This is a genomic window from Hwanghaeella sp. 1Z406 (genome assembly GCF_048892425.1).
Classification (GTDB): Bacteria; Pseudomonadota; Alphaproteobacteria; order UBA8366; family Aestuariispiraceae; genus Pacificispira.
In genome coordinates this window covers 171,373-190,211 of sequence record NZ_JBLZHU010000002.1, presented here as the reverse complement: position 1 = coordinate 190,211, position 18,839 = coordinate 171,373, and the positions used below count along the sequence as shown (strand labels likewise).

General features: G+C 55.6%; 16 protein-coding genes. 12 read left to right on the top strand and 4 right to left on the bottom strand.

The features are described 5' to 3' along the window. Window positions 1-17: 17 nt before the first annotated feature. Window positions 18-449: a protoporphyrinogen oxidase HemJ gene (hemJ, locus tag ACOSDR_RS05235; RefSeq protein WP_420723233.1), complete on the top strand. Its 432-nt coding sequence runs from the start codon at window positions 18-20 to the stop codon at window positions 447-449. 262 nt (window positions 450-711) lie between these two features. Further along, the gene (gene rho / locus ACOSDR_RS05230; protein WP_420723234.1) at window positions 712-1,977 is read left to right on the top strand and encodes a transcription termination factor Rho; all 1,266 of its coding nucleotides are present in this window, start codon (window positions 712-714) and stop codon (window positions 1,975-1,977) included. Window positions 1,978-2,513: 536 nt separating this feature from the next. Here rho and ACOSDR_RS05225 read toward each other — a convergent pair. Together ACOSDR_RS05225 and ACOSDR_RS05220 are read right to left on the bottom strand one after the other, a co-directional pair. Continuing rightward, window positions 2,514-3,380 (bottom strand): class I SAM-dependent methyltransferase, encoded by an 867-nt coding sequence (locus tag ACOSDR_RS05225; protein ID WP_420730602.1) that lies wholly within the window; start codon window positions 3,378-3,380, stop codon window positions 2,514-2,516. A gap of 7 nt (window positions 3,381-3,387) precedes the next feature. Beyond that, window positions 3,388-4,227, bottom strand: coding sequence for an MBL fold metallo-hydrolase (locus ACOSDR_RS05220; RefSeq protein ID WP_420730601.1), 840 nt, complete (start codon window positions 4,225-4,227; stop codon window positions 3,388-3,390). Window positions 4,228-4,409: 182 nt separating this feature from the next. Here ACOSDR_RS05220 and ACOSDR_RS05215 point away from each other — a divergent pair, with 182 nt between their 5' ends. Next, the gene (locus tag ACOSDR_RS05215) at window positions 4,410-5,654 is read left to right on the top strand and encodes an MFS transporter (RefSeq protein WP_420730600.1); all 1,245 of its coding nucleotides are present in this window, start codon (window positions 4,410-4,412) and stop codon (window positions 5,652-5,654) included. On the opposite strand, the gene ACOSDR_RS05210 is transcribed toward ACOSDR_RS05215, so the two are convergent. Next, window positions 5,651-6,337: a response regulator transcription factor gene (locus ACOSDR_RS05210; protein WP_420730599.1), complete on the bottom strand. Its 687-nt coding sequence runs from the start codon at window positions 6,335-6,337 to the stop codon at window positions 5,651-5,653. The genes ACOSDR_RS05215 and ACOSDR_RS05210 overlap by 4 nt on opposite strands. 190 nt (window positions 6,338-6,527) lie before the next feature. Between ACOSDR_RS05210 and ACOSDR_RS05205 the strand changes: the two genes are divergently transcribed. Next, window positions 6,528-7,883 carry a hypothetical protein gene (locus ACOSDR_RS05205; protein WP_420730598.1) on the top strand — a complete coding sequence of 452 codons (1,356 nt, stop codon included), beginning with the start codon at window positions 6,528-6,530 and terminating at the stop codon, window positions 7,881-7,883. An 88-nt stretch (window positions 7,884-7,971) separates the two neighbouring features. After that, entirely contained in the window at window positions 7,972-8,487 is a 516-nt protein-coding gene (locus ACOSDR_RS05200; protein WP_420723240.1) for a L,D-transpeptidase family protein, read from the top strand. A 10-nt stretch (window positions 8,488-8,497) separates the two neighbouring features. On the opposite strand, the gene ACOSDR_RS05195 is transcribed toward ACOSDR_RS05200, so the two are convergent. Next, window positions 8,498-9,169: a YggS family pyridoxal phosphate-dependent enzyme gene (locus ACOSDR_RS05195; protein ID WP_420730597.1), complete on the bottom strand. Its 672-nt coding sequence runs from the start codon at window positions 9,167-9,169 to the stop codon at window positions 8,498-8,500. Window positions 9,170-9,539: 370 nt separating this feature from the next. Between ACOSDR_RS05195 and ACOSDR_RS05190 the strand changes: the two genes are divergently transcribed. The 7 genes from ACOSDR_RS05190 (at window position 9,540) to holA (ending at window position 18,829) form a co-directional block, all read left to right on the top strand. Then, a complete protein-coding gene (locus ACOSDR_RS05190; protein WP_420730596.1) occupies window positions 9,540-11,357 on the top strand; it encodes a sulfotransferase in 1,818 nt (605 codons plus the stop codon). Between the two features lie 11 nt (window positions 11,358-11,368). Beyond that, the gene (locus ACOSDR_RS05185; RefSeq protein WP_420730595.1) at window positions 11,369-12,583 is read left to right on the top strand and encodes a cupin domain-containing protein; all 1,215 of its coding nucleotides are present in this window, start codon (window positions 11,369-11,371) and stop codon (window positions 12,581-12,583) included. Window positions 12,584-12,809: 226 nt separating this feature from the next. Next, complete coding sequence (locus ACOSDR_RS05180) at window positions 12,810-13,922, top strand: porin (protein ID WP_420730594.1); 1,113 nt, start codon at window positions 12,810-12,812, stop codon at window positions 13,920-13,922. Between the two features lie 73 nt (window positions 13,923-13,995). After that, window positions 13,996-14,517 carry a DUF3576 domain-containing protein gene (locus ACOSDR_RS05175; protein ID WP_420730593.1) on the top strand — a complete coding sequence of 174 codons (522 nt, stop codon included), beginning with the start codon at window positions 13,996-13,998 and terminating at the stop codon, window positions 14,515-14,517. 117 nt (window positions 14,518-14,634) lie between these two features. After that, window positions 14,635-17,199 carry a leucine--tRNA ligase gene (leuS, locus tag ACOSDR_RS05170; protein ID WP_420730592.1) on the top strand — a complete coding sequence of 855 codons (2,565 nt, stop codon included), beginning with the start codon at window positions 14,635-14,637 and terminating at the stop codon, window positions 17,197-17,199. Window positions 17,200-17,233: 34 nt separating this feature from the next. Beyond that, a complete protein-coding gene (locus tag ACOSDR_RS05165) occupies window positions 17,234-17,773 on the top strand; it encodes a hypothetical protein (protein WP_420730591.1) in 540 nt (179 codons plus the stop codon). A gap of 6 nt (window positions 17,774-17,779) precedes the next feature. Beyond that, window positions 17,780-18,829 (top strand): DNA polymerase III subunit delta, encoded by a 1,050-nt coding sequence (gene holA, locus ACOSDR_RS05160; protein ID WP_420730590.1) that lies wholly within the window; start codon window positions 17,780-17,782, stop codon window positions 18,827-18,829. Window positions 18,830-18,839 lie beyond the last annotated feature (10 nt).

The following is an 18,839-nucleotide window of genomic DNA, read 5'->3' as shown; positions in this document are numbered from 1 at the left end:
AACGGGAGTGCGCGTAGATGGGTGATTTATATTCCTGGTTGAAAGCATTGCATGTGATTTCCATCATCGCCTGGATGGCCGGTTTGTTGTACCTGCCGCGCTTGTATGTCTATCACTGTCAGGCACCCGTCGGTTCCGCCCAGTCGGAAATGCTAAAGACCATGGAACGCCGTTTGCTGCGCGCCATTATGAACCCCGCAATGATCGCCGCCTGGGTCTTTGGCCTGTGGCTGGCAGTGGAAATCCAGGCCTTCAGCCAGCCCTGGTTTCATGCGAAATTTCTGTTGGTGCTGCTGATGACCGGCAGCCACATGGCGATGGCAAAATGGCGTAAGGCGTTTGAGGCGGATAAAAACACCAATAGTGAGAAATTCTACCGTGTCGCCAATGAAGTTCCGACCATTCTGATGATCGTTATTGTCTTTTTGGTGATTGTGAAGCCGTTTTAAGCTGATTTTAGAGTGTTTTCACAAAACATCCATTTGACACTGGAAGCAATGCACCTTATGTGATGGGTGTCGGGCGCGAGGTCCGACATGTCGAATTCGCTGCCGGACGATCCGGTTTTCCAAAAACGCGTGCTTTTGTAACCCTAAGCCACCGTTCAGGTAGAGCCGTTCCCGATTATAAATGTCAATCGGGATTCATCGCTACAGCGTATCCAATCTGACTGATTTCCTGACAATCCCTGCGTAAGAGCGCTATCCCCCCATGCATCTAAAAGAACTGAAAAAGAAAACCCCACCGGAACTTCTCGCCTTCGCGGAAGAACTGGAAATTGAAAACGCCTCTAATCTGCGCAAGCAAGAACTGATGTTCGCCTGCTTGAAGCAACTGGCGATGAATGACGTCGCCATTTATGGGGAAGGCGTTTTGGAAGTGCTGCAGGATGGCTTCGGCTTCCTGCGCTCCCCGGAGGCCAACTATCTGGCCGGTCCGGATGATATTTATGTTTCCCCCAGCCAGGTGCGGCGCTTTGGTTTGCGCACCGGCGATACGGTTGAAGGCCAGATCCGCGCGCCAAAAGATGGCGAACGGTATTTCGCCCTGTTGAAGGTCAATCAGGTTAATTTCGATGACCCGGATCAGGTGCGCCATCGCATTAATTTCGACAATCTGACGCCGCTCTATCCCAATGAAAAGCTGCATCTGGAAATCGAAGGCCAGGACGACAAGAAGAAAAAAGAACTGTCGACCCGCGTCATCGATCTGGTCGCCCCGCTTGGGAAAGGCCAGCGGGCGCTGATCGTTGCCCCGCCGCGCACCGGTAAGACGATGCTGATGCAGAATGTCGCCCATGCGATTTCCCAAAACCATCCAGACATTTATCTTCTGGTCCTGCTGATCGATGAGCGTCCGGAAGAAGTGACCGACATGCAGCGCTCTGTGAAGGGCGAAGTTGTATCCTCCACCTTTGATGAGCCCGCCCAACGCCACGTTCAGGTCGCCGAAATGGTGATCGAAAAGGCCAAGCGTCTGGTTGAGCATAAGCGCGATGTGGTGATCTTGCTGGATTCCATCACCCGCCTGGCGCGCGCTTATAATACCGTTGTGCCGTCATCGGGTAAGGTTCTGACCGGGGGTGTGGATGCCAATGCGCTGCAACGCCCGAAGCGGTTCTTTGGGGCCGCGCGGAACATCGAAGAAGGCGGATCGCTGACCATCATCTCCACCGCGCTGATCGATACCGGCAGCCGCATGGACGAAGTCATCTTCGAAGAATTCAAAGGCACCGGTAACTCTGAAATCATTCTGGACCGCAAGCTCAGTGACAAGCGCACCTTCCCGGCCATCGACATCACCAAGTCAGGCACCCGGAAAGAAGAACTGCTGGTCGACAAGGGCACATTGTCCAAGATGTGGGTCCTGCGCCGCATCCTGATGCCGATGGGCGTCACCGATGCGATGGAATTCCTGCTGGAGAAACTGAAGCATTCGAAGAACAACGACGATTTCTTCGACAGCATGAATCAGTAATCGGCGGGGTTGCTTACAGGCAACCCTTCGAGACGCTACGCGCCGGATGAGGAAGTTTTTCGTCATCCCGGACTTGATCCGGGATCCAGAGCGGCGGGCGCGATTAGTGCCTTTGGCCCTGGATTCCCGCCTTCGCATTCCACAAAACGTCCCATTCTCGTCCTGAGGAGGCGCTGCAAGTCCAGTGCTTGCAGAGGGCTCACCCTTCGAGACGCTTCGCTCCTCAGGATGAGGAGACACTTGCTTAATGCACCGTCACCCCGGACTTGATCCGGGATCCAGGGCGGTAGGCGCAGTTGGTGCCTGCGGTCCTGGAATTCCGCCTTCGCATTCCACAAAACGTCCCATTCTCGTCCTGAGGAGGCGCTGCAAGTCCAGTGCTTGCAGAGGGCTCACCCTTCGAGACGCTTCGCTCCTCAGGATGAGGAGACACTTGCTTAATGCACCGTCACCCCGGACTTGATCCGGGGTCCAGAGCGGCGGGCGCGATTGGTCCTGGATTTCCGCTTTCGCGGGCGAGACTCGTTTAAAGCAATTCAAACCCGCCGCAGCCAAACAGCGGATTCCGGGGCGCCTTCTGCAAGGGGGAGCGCCCCGATCGCGTTTTGGGCGAGCAGGTCGGCGCAGCGTGTCGCGACCCAATGGCTGGACCACAGCGGTTCAAAGCCACCCCCGGCCAATAGCGTGGCGACCGGCAATTGTTCGTTATAGCCACGCCAGGCCCAGTTTTCGGGATAAGGGTCGGGCAGGAATATATCGTGGATCTGGATCAGAACACCCTTGGACAGGCGGGGCAGGATGCGGCCCAGCAGGATATCAACATCGCTGCCGGGCATGGCGATATGGCTGGAATCGATCATCACCATATCATTGGGGCCAAGCCCGTCGAATATCGATACATCCGCCTGTTGCAGCGTGGTCCGATGCACTGTCACACCGGGCAGGTTCGCAATATCCGCACGCGGGGCGGGATCGATGGCGGTTATTTGGGTCGATAAGGCCCCATCCTGAACAGCGGCCGCAATAAAGCGCGTGGAATGGCCGCTGCCGATTTCGACAATTCGCGCCGGTTGATGTCGGCGTACCATCAGATAGGCGGCCAGTCCATCCAGCCTGGGAAACCAGGTCTGCTGCCACCGTGGCAGGGGGGGCGCTGCCCTATCGAACCGGGTTGCGACATCCGCGATCAGATCGGTGTCTTTCAACAAATCCAGAAAGACCGGCTCTGCGGCCTTAAACAGTGTTTCAACATGGGGGAAGGGGTCCCGCGCACTGCTATCCGGGATCGTCCCTGCATAGCGATAGGGGATGAAATAGCCCCGCTGTGCCCAGCCAAACAGTGTTGGCAATCCCAGTGTCAGGCGTCGCCATGTCGTGCGCAATGGGTGATGTGCAATACCCATGAATCAATCAGGGCCGCAGGATCATGCCCTCGCGGGCAACTTCGGTGCCGGGCCGGACCTTTGCAACATCCGCGGCGATTTGGTCCATGATGTCATCGGTATGGGTCGGTTCGTGGTGAAACAGCACCAGGGTTTTGACATTGGCGGCATCGGCGACCCGCACGGCCTCCTGCCAGGTGGAATGCCCAAAGCCGACGAAGCGGGGATATTCTTCCTCTGTATAGGTGGCGTCATAGATCATGATATCCGCGTCGCGCACCAGATCCACAACCGCCGGGTCGCGGCCTTCCGGATAATGTTCGGTATCGGTGATGTAACAGATCGACCGGCCATCGAAATTGATGCGATAGCCACAGGCCCCGTTGGGATGGTTCAGCGGCGCGGTTTGCAATGAAATTTCCGGGCTGGGATACAGAGTTTCCCCGCAGGCGAAATCATGAAATTCAACCTGAGCGCGGAAGGTTTCCGGCGGCACCGGGAAAAGCGGGGCCTGCATCATTTCTGACAGCGTTCCCTTAAGCGTGCGATCAGGCAATAGATGACCGGCCCATAATCTGGGATTTAAGCCTGGAATGTGGAATGGCACGAAAAAGGGCAGGCCGATAATGTGGTCCAGATGCGTATGGGTCAGGAACAGATCAATTTCAGTGGGCCCCTGCTGGGCGATTTCGCGGCCCAGTTTTCGCAACCCCGTACCCCCGTCAAAAATCAGGCGTCTGTCTGCGCACATAACTTCCAGACAGGCCGTATTGCCGCCATAGCGCAGCGTATCGGAACCGGCGCAGGCGATGCTGCCACGCGTTCCCCAGAACTTGACGTAAAATTCTTGATGCTTATCGCTTAACACGCGGTAATCCTGCTTTGGCTTTTAGTCTTTTCGCCCCAATCGTTCGGTCGTGCAGCGAGGCGCAAAACCAGACGGGACAGGTTGATGTCAGAATGCTATAGCGGGGTTCGTCTTAACGCAAATTCCCATCCTGCTGTTATCGCGTCTATTTCGTATCCTGAGTTCGGATTGAAGGGGTTTTTATGTCATCAGACCGTCTTGCGCCGCGCCTGCACAGCGATTGGGTGGGAATCTGGTTCGGGTTATGTGTTGCCCTGCTGGCTGCGTATCAACAGTTCAAATTGCCGCCGGTCCTGCCGGAGATGCTGGATCTGTATGGATATGGCGCCGGAATGGCGGGTGGTTTCATGTCGATTTTTGCGGTCATTGGCCTGGTGTTGTCCTTCCAGTTCGGACGGTTGATGAGCCGTCAGGCAACGGCTGCCTGGTTGATTGGGGCCTGTGGTCTGGTGGGGCTTGGTGCCATCCCTATTTTGACATTCCCGGAAAATGGCTGGGCCATTCTGGTGGGGCGCGCCTTTGAGGGAACGGCCATGGCGATTTTGGCGATAGCCGGCCCCACCCTGATGACCCGTAATGCGGCACCAAAACACATACCCTTTGCAGCCGCGCTGGCGGCGACCTGGGTCCCTTTAGGGGGCTTGATCGCGACCAGCATCGCCCGATTGGCGGAATATCTGATGCCAGGCGATCAGATCTGGTCGTCGGTCTGGTGGGCCGGGTTGGTTTTTGCTGTTCTGATGGCGGGATGGACGATGGTCCTGGCGCGTCAGAATGATGGCAACCGGATTGCCTTGCCCGCGACAAAAGGGGGTGCGCCGGATCTGTCCAAAGCGGATCGGCAAGCGTTGATGATGTTGTCGGCGTGCTTTGGTTTATGGGCGTTGCAAAATCTGTCAGTGCTGAGTTGGCTGCCCGAATATCTGGTCGCAGATCGCGGATTATCGATGGCTGTATCGAAAGAGTTATATGGGGTGACGGTCATCGCGATTGCGGGGTCCAATCTGTTGGCAGCGGCCATCCTGCGGGCCGGATTTCCCATCGCCCGGTTGTTAACGGTCGTTCTGATTGGGCAGGGAACCGTTCTGGTGATTGGCCCCTATGCCGGAACCGATATCAGCGGTGTCGCAATTTTACTGGCTTATGGATTTTTTGCCGGGATTACACCGACCTGCATTTTTGGACTGCCGGGGCGTCTGTTGGGTCCGGATCGCACCGGCCCGGCGGCTTTTGGATTGATGATGACCGGGCGCAATCTGGGCCTGTTGACGGGGCCAATTCTGGTGGGCTGGGTCGCGGGCAGCAGTTTGGGTTGGTCGGCTGGATGGTGGACAGCGGCCGCAGCGACCGGCTGTGCCGTGATTGCCGCCCTGGCCATCCAGCGTCAGGTCCGGCGCGCGGATGCGATCGCGCAGGATATGATCTAGGGAACCAGCTTATAGCCGCCGGGTTCTGTCACCAGAATTTCCGCATTTGAGGGATCTGGTTCGATCTTCTGGCGCAGGCGATAAACATGGGTTTCCAGCGTGTGCGTGGTGACGCCAGCGTTATAACCCCAGACTTCCCCCAACAGCGTGTCGCGCGATACGGTGCGGTTGCCCGCGCGAAAAAGATATTTCAGGATTGAGGTTTCCTTTTCCGTCAGGCGGATTTTTTTGTTGGTTTCTTCGGTCAGCAATAGCTTCTGGGCGGGCCTGAAACTGTAGGGGCCGATTGTAAAGACCGCATCTTCGCTTTGTTCATGTTGGCGCAATTGCGCGCGCAGACGGGCCAAAAGGACACTTAAGCGAAAGGGTTTGGTGACATAATCATTCGCGCCGGCATCCAGGCCCAGGATCGTATCGGAATCGGAATCATGGGCGGTCAGCATGACGACGGGGCATTTAACGCCGCTGCGGCGCAGAATACGACAGGCCTCGCGCCCATCCATATCGGGCAGGCCGACATCCAAAACGATGGCATCGAAATGCCCGGCCTTTGCCGCTTCTATCGCTTCGGCGGCGGTTGAGGCTTCCTGTGTTTCAAATTCCTCATGCAGCTGCAATTGTTCCGCCAAGGACTGGCGCAGGGCGTCGTCATCGTCACATAACAGGATCTTTTTACCGCTCATCGCGTCTTATCTCGCTTTCAACCAAATCATTACCGGGGATCAGGATAACACGATCTGCAGGCATATGGGAAAAGCAAGATATCGTGATCGCCAGATTCAGTGTGTTCTGGCATGCGGCTTGCTTAGCTTGTGGGAGAGAGACTGTCGACGTGGGAGAGCGTCGATCATGCGGTTGGTGAAGAGAGAGTCGATGTCCACAGCGCAAACAGCCCCTTGGTCCCTGATGACCTCTAATGCGACTGCGATGGCGCCAGATGTTGCCATGCGTCGACCGCGGGCAGGTGAGGGTCAGACGGAATCCCGCTTTTCCGATGCTTTGACACAGGCCGAGGGCGCGAAAAAGGCCCCCCAATCCTATCAGACCCCACAACGCCCGGAAGATAGAATGCCACAGCCGGTGGCAGCGAATTCACAGGTTTTTGCCGCGCGCGACGAGGGAACCTTTACCGACTATCGGCGCTTTACCTCTGCAGATCCCACATCTGTGGACGTCGCGGCGGCAAATCGTGCCGATGAGGCATCCGAAGCGACAGGCAAGAATTTCTTCGGCGAAGATGGCCTGACACTGGGGGATGTTGTCGATATCGTGAACCCATTGCAGCATATCCCCATCGTTTCATCCGTGTATCGCTATGTGACCGGGGATGAAATAAGCCCTGGTGCGCAGTTGGCGGGCGGGTCGATTTATGGCGGCCCGATAGGGTTTGCCAGTTCTCTGGCCAATGTGATTATGAAAGATCAGACCGGGGATGATATGGGGGGAACGGCCCTGACCGCCCTGTTTGGCGCACCGGGAACGTCAGACACGGGCACAGCCCTGGCCCAGGACGGGGCGCAAAAAGCATCGGTTCAGACCGCGCAGTTGGATCCTGAAAGTCAGAATGGCGCAGACCAAGCGGTGCAGAACGGTGTAAGTCCGCTTTTCGCGGCGCAACCTGGACTGAATGCGGCGGGTCAACGGTCGGCCCCGTTTGCCGCGACGCCGGTTGGATCGCCGATTGCGTCCGTGCAGCCGATCCTGCCGGGTCAGAACAGCGTCACGTCTGGCGCAAATCCTCAATCCAGCCCGGGTACGGCCGCTGCACAAGGGGTGCCAAATCTGTCGGCGGATGCCGCGACCGCCCTGATGCGGATGGCGCAAAACAGCCAGCCTAAGAACAGCCAGTCTATGAACAGCCAGTCTATGAACACCCTGTCTGACAACAGTCAGCCACCATCAGCAACGCCCTCAAATCAAGCATCCCAGTCGGCTTTACCCAATCAGAACACGACGACCATCAAGCATCTGCCCGGCTCGGACGCAGAACCGAAATTCTTCAGTTTGCGCAATGCACCGGTCGCGCCGACACAATTGCCCAGTCATTCCGGCATCACGCCCCCACCCCCTACCCCGTCTGCGCCATCTCCCGCAGGGACCGCTGATTCAACAATCGTTGCCGACAATTCCGACGCGCCGGAATTCCTGGAGCCTGTGCCGTCCAAGGATTTGCCCAGCGCAATGATGGATGCCCTGGCAAAATATGAGAAAATGAAGTCCCCCAGCTGATTTCAGGTTTGATTTCTGACTGGATTGATCACCATTTAGGGCATCATGCAGGGAATGATGTTTTTAGGGCGTAAGGGGGAGGCGGAGTATGACCGACCTGGTGACCGACGGGCAGCGATTGATTCTGCCGAATGGCGACAGTGTGCCGTGTTCCATGGGTCGGTCGGGCCTGATCGCAGCACAGGATAAACGCGAAGGCGACGGGGCGACACCGCTTGGTCGTTGGCGGCTGGTGCAGGTGTTCTATCGACCAGACAGGATCCTTGATCCGATCCGGACCGCATTGCCGATCCAGCCCTTGACTGAGCATTCTGGCTGGTGCGATGCCCCGGACGATCCCGCCTATAATCAGTTTGTTTCGCGACCCTATGCCGCGTCGCATGAGGCAATGTGGCGAGACGATGGGCTGTATGACATCGTGGTGACGACAGACCACAATACCAACCCCGCCCTTCCCGGTCTGGGCAGCGCCATCTTTTTGCATTGCCGTCATGAAACCGGAAAGCCGACAGCGGGCTGTATTGCAATAGCGCGGGACGAATTGCACCGCCTCCTGACGGATCTGGAACCGGAGTCCTGGCTGGTCATCCAGCAGGAGATTTGAAGAGGCGCAGTCAAGTCTGGGCTGGGCGCGCCCCAAATATTGCGCTGCCGACGCGGACATGGGTGGCCCCCAGGCGAATGGCGGTTTCATAATCGCTGCTCATCCCCATCGACAGGCCGGAAATTCCGTTCCGTTCTGCAATTTTCGCCAACAGGGCGAAATGCGGGCTGGGCTGTTGATCGACCGGGGGGATACACATCAAACCCTGGACGGACAGGCCGATCGTGTCGCGCACTTCCTGGATAAAGGCATCGGCCTCCATCGGCGGTATTCCCGCCTTCTGGGGTTCTTCGCCGGTATTGATCTGAATGAAAATACCAGGGTTGCGGTCCTGCTTCTCACATTCGCGGGCGATGAACTGGGCAATTTTCAAACGGTCTATGGTCTGGATCACATCAAACAGGGCAACGGCGTTTTTGGCCTTGTTGGATTGCAGAGGACCAATCAGATGCAGCACAGTCTGAGGATATTGCTGCTTAAGAGCTGGCCATTTTTCCTCCGCTTCCTGAACTTTGTTCTCGCCGAAATGTGCATGTCCAGCCTTCAGGAGTGGAATAATCGAATCAGAATCGTATGTTTTAGAAACCGCGATCAAATTAACATTTGCGTTTTTTTTAACAGAGTCAGATTCCGCCTGTTTTATATTTTCCAATACTTGATTATATCTTTCCAGTAATTGCATTGGGCACCTTTGTTGGGAAATGACCGATTGTCTTTCGGATGGTCCAATTTTATAACGACTCGATTTTATACAGCCTGACTTGTCCATAAAAGGATTTTAGTGTGGTACGCGGTTATTTGGGATCGACCAGGACGCTGTTTGCGGTGCTCCGGTTAGGAGCGTTTCGCGAAGCGATGCGGGGCATCGCAAGCGGAAGGCGACGCGGCCCGGAGCGCCGCAAAAAGCGCCTTTGGTCCCTTTATCGGCCCGTCGGACGGCGTCGAGGACGTTTGACGATGAACCACATCGCCTGCACGCCCTCTCCTAGCCGACAGGCCGATAAAGGGATCCTGGTGAGTCCAAATAATCGCGCACCACACTAAGGACTGCCATGCCAGCGCCGGATATTCAGATAAGACAAGAATTGCAAAAGGCCTTTGGCGATTTCAATCAGGGTCATCCTGATGCGGCGCAGGCTCGGGCTGAGGCGATTCTGAAGCGGCTGCCCCGGGAACCAAATGCGCTGTATCTGATGGGGATCATCAATCATCAGGCGGGACGTCTGGATCAGGCATCCAGATTTTTTGAGAAAAGCTACAAGTCCGACCCGAAAAATCCCGCGGCCTTAAGTGGCATCGGCATCGTGCGTCTGGATCAGCAACGCTATGCGGAAGCGGTGCGCGCCTTTCAGGCCGTGTTAAAGCATATGCCAAATGATGCCTCGGCCCTGAACAATCTGGGGATCGCGCAGAAGAATCTGCAACGGTTTGATCTGGCGGTTCCTTTGTTCCAGAAGGCGATAGGGATCAACCCACGGTTTGCGGATCCTTATGTGAATTATGGTTCTTTGTTGAACAGCCTTGGTGAAGCACAGGCTGCGCGTGATGTGTTGGAAGCTGGGCTGCGGCATAATGCCGGTGACCAGACCTTGACGTTGAACTTGTTTGACGCCCTTGTGGGGTTGGGTCTGTTTGACCGGGCAAAGAACCTGATCGATCCGATATTCACGAAAGATCCCAGTAACATTGAAATTCGCAATCGCTATGGGCAATTGCTGGTGTCGATGGGGGATGTGGATGCGGCGCGGGACGTGTTTGTGAAAACGATCGACCATCATCCCCAGGATGCCGCCGCATATTTTGATCTGGCGGACCTTCTGGAGGCAAAGCGCGGTGCCCAGAAGGCGGAGGCGGCAGAGATGCGCCAGAGGGGTATCGCGGTCTTTAATGCCAGCCATGCCACCCTATCAGACGGTACGCCGGTATTGGTTCATCGCGCCGCCCAGGCTTATGAAGGTTTGGGGGAGGTTGAAAAGGCCTATCAGTGTTTCAAGCGGGCGCAGGATCAGTTCAAGGCGCGCCTGGCCAGCATCGGGAAGGCCTATGACCGCCGCGCGACTGAGTCGCTGTATGACAATCTGATCGCGCGATTTTCCAAACAAACGCCAGCGGCAGTGGCACTGCCGGACGGTGAGTCTATTCCCGCCCCTATCTTTATCGTTGGCATGCCACGATCCGGCACCAGCCTGATTGAGCAGATATTGGCGTCACATCCTGCCATTTTTGGCGGGGGGGAATTGATGGTGCTGCCCGATCTGATCGATGCCCGCCTGAAGCCGGGGGAGGATCTGACCGGTTTGCTGGATCGCCTGTCCTTGGAACAACTGGTTGAAATTCGAGATGGGTATCGCGCTGGTCTGGCGGAATGTTCTGCGGGTCAGGCGTTTGTAACGGACAAGCTGCCGTTTAACTTTATCAATGTTGGTCTGATCCGGATGCTGTTTCCGAAGGCCCTGATCATTAACATCGAACGCTATCCCCTGGATGTGTGCTGGTCGATCTTCACGCAGCGCTTTTCCAGCGCCATGCTGTTTGATCATGATCTGCGGGATATCGGGCATTATTACCGGCACTATGATCGGTTGATGCAGTTCTGGCGCGGTTGGGATTCATCGATTGTTCAGATACAGTATGAAGGGTTGCTGGACGATATGGCGGCTGGCGTTCTGCCCATGCTGGATCAGTTGGGTCTGGACTGGGACCCGGCGATGGAACGCTTCTTTGATAATAAAAGAACGGTGCAAACTGCCAGCCGTTTGCAGGTGCGTCGGCCGATCTATAAGACATCGGTGGGGCGGTGGAAGGCTTTCGAGTCAAAAATGGATGGTCTAAAGTCTGAGCTGGGCGATGTGCTGGGACGGTATTTATAGGGATAAGGTGTATGCCAATACTCAAGGATGACCGGGATACGATCACATTGGCCGATATTCTGGCCCCGATGACAGAGGCGGAATTCTTTGAAGACTATTATGATAAGAAACCCCTGCATATCCCGGGCAGCGCCGATAAATTCAAGGGGATCATGGATTGGTCCATCCTGAATGAGCTGTTGAGCAATGGCCCCCTGTGGTCTGCGAAATCGCTGGGCTTGCAAATCGACAAGCAGCCGATCCCCGCCGCTTTGTATTGTGAATCGCGGGAGGACCGGTCGGGATCCATGGTTATGCAGCCGATTGCCGGTAAGGTGATGGACCTGTTGCATCAGGGGGCATCCCTGATTGCCAATGATATCGATATGATGAGCAGGCCTTTGCGCCAGGTCGCATCTGCATTTGAGGCGGCGTATAATGGCAAGGCGCAAGCCAATCTGTATTGTTCCTGGGATAGCAGGCAGGCCTTCAGCAGCCATTTTGATACACATGATGTATTTGCCCTGCATATTGAGGGGGAAAAGACCTGGCGCGTCTTTGAAACACGCATGCCCCATCCAATCCGTCACGCCCGTCACAGCAATGGTGCCTATACGGACGCGCAGCATATGGAGCAGCGGGGCAATCTATTATTCGACGTGGTCTTGAAGCCAGGTGATATTCTGTATCTGCCCCGGGGCCAGTATCATGATGCCTTGGCGGTTTCCAGCGGGACGGTTCATGTCGCATTGGGGATCGTCAGCCTGGTTGGACTGGATATCGTTGATGCCTTGAAGGATTTTGCTGTTGAGGACGAGGCCTTCCGGACGAACCTGCCTCGATTGGCGCAGGGGGAAGCGGTCACACGATCTGTATTGGAAGATTTAGGGAATAGACTGCATCAATTGTCCAGGGATCCAGATGTACTTACCGCATTGTTAAAGTATCAGGCGAATTATTCCTATGATCGCAGTCAATATACGTTACCGATCGAGTCATCGGATAAAACGTTTAATTTGGTCGGTGGCCCGTTCCGCCTTGTGAAGGACAAGGGGACCTTTATGCTGACGGGACCACGTGGTGCCGTTCCCATTCCTCCGGGCAGCGAAGGGCCAATTTCGTGGGTGCTGTCTCAGAAGAGTTTCCGGCGCGGCGCATTTCTCAGCGCGCATGAAAGAATCCCTGCGACGGTTGCGGATCGATTATTGTCGGATCTGCAGTCCATGGGGGTCTTGAAATCCGTGTGATTCTTTAGAGTTGGCCTTGGTTGCGCGGTCATGTTGTATAATTATCACATTACTTACGTTTTTGCGGTTAACTGTATTGGAATTCATTGCTTTCAAAATTCATGCGTGGTCAAAACAACCCATGGCGAGCGCCGGAACTGCCTGAACAGGCTAATTCGTTTGGCACGCAAGATGAAGTGAATGAGTTCTAGGGGCAAACGCCCAAACGATCAAAATGGAGATGACCATGAAAAAAGTTCTTCTCGCATCCTCAGCTCTGCTGGGTGCGTCCGCTTTCGCAGCGGGTTCTGCATATGCAGAAAAGCCTGTAATGACCTTCTCTGGTAGCTTGGCTTACGAAATGATTTTCGCTGACGGCGACCAGGCTGATGCCGGTGTTGGCCACAGCATTTCTGCCAACGACCAGATGTCCGAACTCGTGTGGGATGCCAAAGGCTCCACCGATGCGGGTCTGAACTACCGTGCAAACGTTCAGTGGCGTTACACGAACGGTGGTTCGGGTTCTTTCGATGAAAGCTGGCTGCAGTTCTCCGGCGGCTGGGGTAGCATCGTCCTTGGTGGCGACGACCCTGTGTCGGATACGGTCGCTGGTACCGCTGGTCACACCTTCCAGGCTGGTACCTGGGGTACGGACGGCAACAACGCCCTGCGTAACGTAAACTTCCTGGGCATTTCCACCGCCACCCACTACTACCAGTCTTCTGCTGGTATGACCGGTGATGCGAACAAGATCTCCTATAGCACGCCTAACTTTGCTGGCTTCCAGGCTGGTGTGTCGTACACCCCGCAGGGCGCTGCTTTCCAGCAGACCCAGCAGGTTAACAACAATGCGAACGACCAGGTTCTGGACTTCGCAGCTGGTTGGGGCGGCGAATTCGGTGGCGTTGGCCTGAAGTTCGACGGTTCTTATCAGATGGGTGAAGATAACAGCGCAACCGCTGGTGCCGCTGACCGTGAAGACCTGCGTTCCTACATGCTGGGCGCATCTATCACGTTCGCTGGCTTCGGCTTGGGTGCTGGTTTCTTCGACAACCAAGAATCCAACACGGCTAAAGGCTCAAACGGTGACGGTGGTCAGGGCTTCAACGTTGGCGGTAGCTACAGCTTCGGCCCGGGTTCAGTCTCTCTGATGTACCAAAACAGCACCGACGATCTGGACGGCAACAACCTGGAAGATGAAGCAACCATCTACCACGCTGGTGTTACCTACACGATCGCTGATGGTCTGAACGCCTATGGTTCTTACTACAACATGAGCATCGACAATGAAGGCGGCAACACTGCTGCTAACCAGAACGATGCACAGGTTGTGATCATCGGTACGCGCGTAACCTTCTAAGGTTATTCGGGTTGCATCAAATGGGGGGATGGGCAAGATTGCTCATCCCCTCATTTCTTTTTGGTGGTGCGTAATGATCAGACGAATTTTTGCAGTCCTGTTTTTGACGGGATTGGTTTTTGTAAGCGGCTGTTCCGGCTTGTCTTCCGGGCCCAGTGTCCTGAACGAGGATCCGGCTGAACGAACCCGTAAGCAGGATGGCTCTGTTTTTGGTAAATCTGTTGTTCTGGGTGGGGAGTCTCAGCCCGGCGCCGGAACATCGGGTCTGGCCGTTAATGGCTATCTGTGGCGCGCATCGCTTGATACGATTTCTTTTCTGCCTTTGGCTCAGGCCGACGCGTTCGGCGGTGTAATCGTGACCGAATGGTCCTCTTTGCCCAGCGCACCAAACGAACGCTATAAGCTGACCGTGTATATTCTGAATCGGGAATTGCGTGCCGATGGTGTGCGCGTCTCGGTTTTTCGCCAGGAACGGAATACCGCGGGCGAATGGGTTGATGCCGCCGTTTCAGATGGTGTTCCAGCCAGAATCGAAAACGCGATTCTTTTGCGGGCCCGTCAGTTGCGAATTGATAGCCAGGCGTCGCTCAAGTAAATCATGGGTCCGCCGAACGGATTTGGGACTCTGTGAGAGTCTGTGAGGATTCGTTTGGTCAGTCTCCAAATACGATCAGGCTAAAACCTATCAGGCCAAACCTACCAGGATAGAGCAATGACCAGGTACAATCCGGTTGAAATCGAACGCAAATGGCGCGACCGATGGGAGTCTGCGCAGTCTTTTCGGACCGATGATTCGTCGGATGCCGAAAAGTACTATGTCCTGGAGATGTTTCCCTATCCGTCCGGGCGCATTCATATGGGCCATGTGCGCAATTATACTTTGGGCGATGTGATTGCCCGGTATAAACGCGCCACTGGTTTCAGCGTTTTACATCCGATGGGGTGGGACGCCTTTGGGTTGCCGGCCGAAAATGCCGCCATTGAAAACAAGGTTCATCCGGCCAAATGGACACGGGAAAACATCGCGACCATGCGGTCCCAGTTAAAGACCTTGGGCCTGTGTATCGATTGGGATCGCGAAATTTCGACCTGTGAACCCGACTACTACAAACATGAACAGAAGATGTTCCTGGATTTTCTGAGGGCTGGTTTGGCCTATCGCCGGGAATCCTGGGTGAATTGGGATCCGGTCGATAATACCGTGCTGGCCAATGAACAGGTGATTGATGGTAAGGGCTGGCGAACCGGTGCGGTCGTTGAAAAGCGGCGGCTGTCCCAATGGTTCCTGAAAATTACGGCGTTTTCTGAAGAATTGCTGGCCGGCCTGGATGATTTGGAGCGTTGGCCGGAAAAGGTTCGGCTGATGCAGCGCAATTGGATCGGGAAGTCCGAAGGGGCACAGATCCAGTTTGAAATCGTCGGGCGGGATGATCGACTGGACTGTTTCACGACGCGGCCAGATACGCTGTATGGCATGTCATTCTGTGCCATCGCGGCCAATCATCCGTTAGCGGAAGAAGCATCGCGCACCAATCCTGATCTGGCAGCCTTCATTGCGGAATGCAATCAGATGGGCACCAGCGAAGAAGCCATTGAAACCGCAGAGAAACGTGGTTTTGATACGGGCCTGACGGTGCGTCATCCGTTTATGCCGGACAAGACATTCAAGGTGTTTGTCGCCAATTTCGTGCTGATGGAATATGGCACAGGCGCGATTTTCGGCTGCCCTGCGCATGATCAGCGGGATATGGATTTCGCCCGAAAATATGGTCTGGATGTCACGCCTGTTGTGCTGCCACACGATGCAGAGGCGGCGACATTTGCGGTCCAGGATGAGGCCTATACCGGGGACGGAACCTTGTTCAATTCAGATTTTCTGGATGGCCTTGATGTGCCGACGGGCATTCGCACCGCCATTGATCGGTTGGAAGACATTGGGATAGGCACCGGTAAGATAACCTATCGTCTGCGCGATTGGGGCGTATCGCGCCAGCGCTATTGGGGATGCCCCATTCCAGTTATCCATTGTCCGTCATGCGGTGTGGTTCCGGTTCCGGATGCCGCATTGCCCGTGGAATTGCCGGAAGATGTCGATTTTGATCAACCGGGCAATCCCCTGGCCCGCCATCCGACATGGAAACATGTGTCCTGCCCAAGCTGTGGCGGTGCTGCGGAACGGGAGACCGATACATTCGACACATTCTTTGAAAGCTCGTGGTACTTCGCACGCTATCCAGACAGCAAGAATGAGGAGCGGGGATTTAGTGCAGAAAGTGCTGCGCGCTGGTTGCCGGTTGATCAGTATATCGGCGGTATCGAACACGCTATTCTGCATTTGTTGTATTCGCGGTTTTTCACACGGGCGCTGAAACAGTGTGGTTATCTGGATCTGGACGAGCCTTTTGCCGGGTTGTTTACCCAGGGCATGGTCTGTCACGAAACCTATCGGGATCCATCAGGCGCATGGTTGTTCCCCAGTCAGATTCAGCGGGACGGCGATCAGGTTGTGCGGGTTGATACCGGCGCGGCCGTGACGGTTGGTCGATCTGAGAAGATGTCCAAATCCCGCAAGAATGTTGTGGACCCTGTTGATATTGTTCAATCTTATGGGGCCGATACGGCACGTTTGTTCATGTTGTCGGACAGCCCGCCTGAGCGGGATCTGGAATGGACTGAAGGCGGTGTTGAAGGGGCCTGGCGTTTTCTGGGTCGTTTGTTCCGCGCGATTGCCGGGGACGAGGCCACGATTGCGCCCTTTGGAACCCAGCGGCCGGCTGTTTTGACCGATGAATTAGCGGCCACAGAGCGCGCGGTGCACAAGGCCATAGACGGCGTGACCCAGGATTTGGAGCGTTTCCATTTCAATCGCGCCATTGCGAGAATTCGGGAACTGTCTAACGCCCTGTTCGCCATCAAGGGTGAGGATGAGGGTGCGCAATGGCTGCGCCGGTTTGGTTTTGAATCTCTGGTTCAGGTCCTGTCACCAATGACCCCGCATGTGGCGGAAGAGTTGTGGCAGGCGTTGGGTCATAAAGAGATGCTGGTCAACGCCGATTGGCCGGTTGCAAATCCTGGCTTGCTTGTTGAAGAAACAGTCACCATTGGCGTTCAGGTGAATGGTAAGCTGCGGGCAACAATTGAACTGGCGCGGGATGTTTCCCGTGAAGAGGCAGAGGCCGCTGCGATTGCGGAAGATAATGTTCAGCGCATCCTGGATGGCAAAACACCACGTAAAATTATTGTTGTGCCCAATCGGATTGTGAATATCGTCGCTTAGGGTTTCTGACGTTAAGAGCGGGTAAGGGATTGGCATGAGGTCTTTTAATGCAAAGATGGATCGTCGCGCAGTGACCCTGCTCGGCTTGGGGGGCGCAGTGCTGGCGCTCTCTGGCTGTGGTTTTCGGCCTGTTTATGGTACCGGCGGGTCCGATAGCGGTGTCGATGCAATGGAAGATCTGGAGGCGACGAAGATTAACCTGATCGAAGATCGGGAAGGTCAGGTGCTTCATAATCTATTGTTGGATCGCTTTAATCCCAAAGGACGCCCTACCAAATCCCGTTACACTCTGGATGTTACCCTGAATTTTTCGACAGTGGATCGCGGGACGCTGATTGATGCAACCGTGACCCGCGCGGAATTGACGGTAGTTGCAGAGGCCGCCCTGACCATTGTTGAGGAAACAAAATTGTTTAAATCCCGGGCGGTATCAACGTACTCCGTGTCGACATCGGACTATGCCGCTGAAGTGGCGAAGAAGAATGCCCTGGACCGCACGCTTGTCGTTATCGCGGATGATTTGCGTATTCAGATCGCAACATTTTTCGAAAAGCAGCGATTGCTTAAGGGCTGATTTGGCATGGTGAAAATCGCGACGGGCTCGATTGAGGGGTTTGTAAAGGCCCCACCGTCTGAGATCCGCGCCGTTTTGTGCTATGGGCCCGATGCAGGTCTGGCCCGTGAACGTATGCGGGCGGTCGCGTTGACGGTCGCGCCAGATCTGGAAGATCCTTTCCAGATATGTGATTTATCCAGCGATGCGATCAAGGCAGATCCCGCCATCTTGGGGGATGAGGCTGCAGCGATTTCCATGATGGGTGGGCGGCGCGTAATCTTGATCCGGGATGCCAGCGACGCCTGTGCCGATGCTTTGGCTGGGTTTCTAGAAGACCCGGTCGGGGATGCGCTGATCGTCCTGTCGGCGGGCGATTTGCCCGCAAAATCAAAGCTTCGTAAGGTATTTGAAGGCTCCAAGCTTGGCGCTGCGATTGCCTGTTATCTGGATGAAGCAGGTGGAATAGATCGGTTGATAGAGGAAGGGCTGCGGCCGCTTTCCGTGCGGATAGAGCCGGAAGCGCGGGAATTTCTGGTGGATAATCTAGGGTCTGATCGCGGCGTCAGTCGGTCCGAGATCGAGAAGCTGGCGCTGTATGCCGGGCAAAATGGCACATTGGATTTTGACACGGTCTCGACCCTGATCGGCGACAGCTCGGTATCCACGTTGGATGATGTGATCCAGGCTATGGCGGAGGGAAATTCCAGATCGCTGGACCGGGCTCTTGATCTGGCGGCTCAGGATGGAACGGCCCCGGTTGCCCTGTTGCGCACAGCGAGCAATCACATGCTGAGACTGCGGCGAGTTCAGGATCTTGTATCGGGTGGAATGCCGCTGCAAGGCGCGATGAGCAGCCTGCGCCCGCCCGTCTTCTACAAATCCAAGGCACGGTTTGAGGCGGGGGTGAAACGCTGGCCTCCATTGGCTGTGGCAGAGGCATTGTCGCTTTTGATCGAGGCGGAAGCAGCCTGCAAACGCAGCGGCGCGCCGGATTGGATTTTATGTCACCGCAGCCTGCATCAGGTCGGCGCCTTAGCCAGGCGGCACGCGTCCGGTCGTCGCGCTTCCAGATAGGTGCATGCCA